Genomic DNA, 1,426 nt, shown 5'->3' on the forward strand with positions numbered 1-1,426 from the left:
CGTTCCGGGTCTAGAAGTTTCCAGTCATGATCGATGCGGGCTGCGCCACCGGCCACGCCGGATCTGACTCACCATTTTCCTGACCGCCGGTCGGACGGGAGGATTCTGTGGTGACAACCGATCGGACGGATCTGACCCGGAAGTTTCCTGACCGCGCCGCGTGTCTTTCGAAGGACCCGTCGATCCGTTCACGCCGGTGGCGCAACCCACTCCCCACTGAGCCCACCCGGTAAGCGTGGGGGTTGTGACCTGATAGGAGCATGCCGCGCCGAACGCGTCGTCTCGTGACTGGCCTGTCCAACCCCCGCCACACCGGACAGCACGCTACGAGCGAAGGACGATCTCCGACTTGACCATCACCGCACTGAACCAGCCGATCCTCGTCGGGGTCGACACCCACGCCGATACCCACCACGTCGCGGTGATCAACGAACACGGCAAGAAACTCGACGACCGCGAATTCGACACCACCGCAGCCGGTTACCGCGATCTCGATCGATGGCTGCGATCGCGTGGCACTGTGATCCGGGTCGGAATCGAGGGTACTGGCTCCTACGGAGCGGACCTGGCCCGTTACCTGCGCCGACACGACTACGACGTCGCCGAGGTCCCTCGCCCCAATCGCCGACTGCGCCGATCCCAGGGCAAGACCGACACCATCGACGCCTACGCCGCGGCCCGCCAGCTCCTGGACGGCTCCCAGACCACCGCACCGAAGAACCGCGACGGCGCCATCGAAGCCGTCCGCGCACTGCGCGTCGCCCGCAACAACGCCGTCAAAACCGTCACCGCCGCGCTCAACGCCCTGCGGTCACTGATCACCACCAGCCCCGAGGAACTGCGTTCACGACTACGCTCGCTCTCGCGAGCACGGCTGTTGGCTACCTGCGCCGGCTTCGACCCCGGTCCCGGCAGACTCACCGACCCCATCGCGGCAACCGAACTCGCGCTACAGTCACTCGCCCAGCGCGTCCTGGACTCCCAAGCTCACGCCGCCGAACTGAAGAAACGGCTCAACGATCTCCTCGCCCACATCGCGCCCGCGACGATGAGAGTCTTCGCGCTCGGACCCGACACCGCCGCGGCACTGATCATCTCGATCGGCGACAACCCCGAAAGGCTCACCACCGAAGCCGCTTTCGCCCGCCTCTGCGGCGTCGCCCCGATCCCGGCGTCCTCGGGCAAGACCACCCGCCACCGACTCCACCGCGGTGGCGACCGCCAAGCCAACCAAGCACTACACACCGCGGTCGTCGTCCGATTGCGCTACCACGACAACACCAAAATCTACGCCGCGCGCCGAAAACACGACGGCAAGACCACCCCCGAGATCTTGCGCTGCCTCAAACGCTATCTCGCGCGAGAAGTGTTCCGCGCCCTCCGCACCGACTACCAGGCGATGACCACTTGACATCTATAGGAGCGT

The 1,426-nt window shown here is 65.8% G+C and carries 1 protein-coding gene; it reads left to right on the top strand.

Annotated elements, in window-relative coordinates; translation table 11 throughout:
• Window positions 1-349: 349 nt before the first annotated feature.
• Window positions 350-1,411 (top strand): IS110 family RNA-guided transposase, encoded by a 1,062-nt coding sequence (locus tag ON30_RS27925; RefSeq protein ID WP_245554252.1) that lies wholly within the window; start codon window positions 350-352, stop codon window positions 1,409-1,411.
• Window positions 1,412-1,426: the final 15 nt, after the last annotated feature.

The organism is Nocardia takedensis NBRC 100417, from assembly GCF_000308695.1.
GTDB lineage: Bacteria > Actinomycetota > Actinomycetes > Mycobacteriales > Mycobacteriaceae > Nocardia > Nocardia takedensis.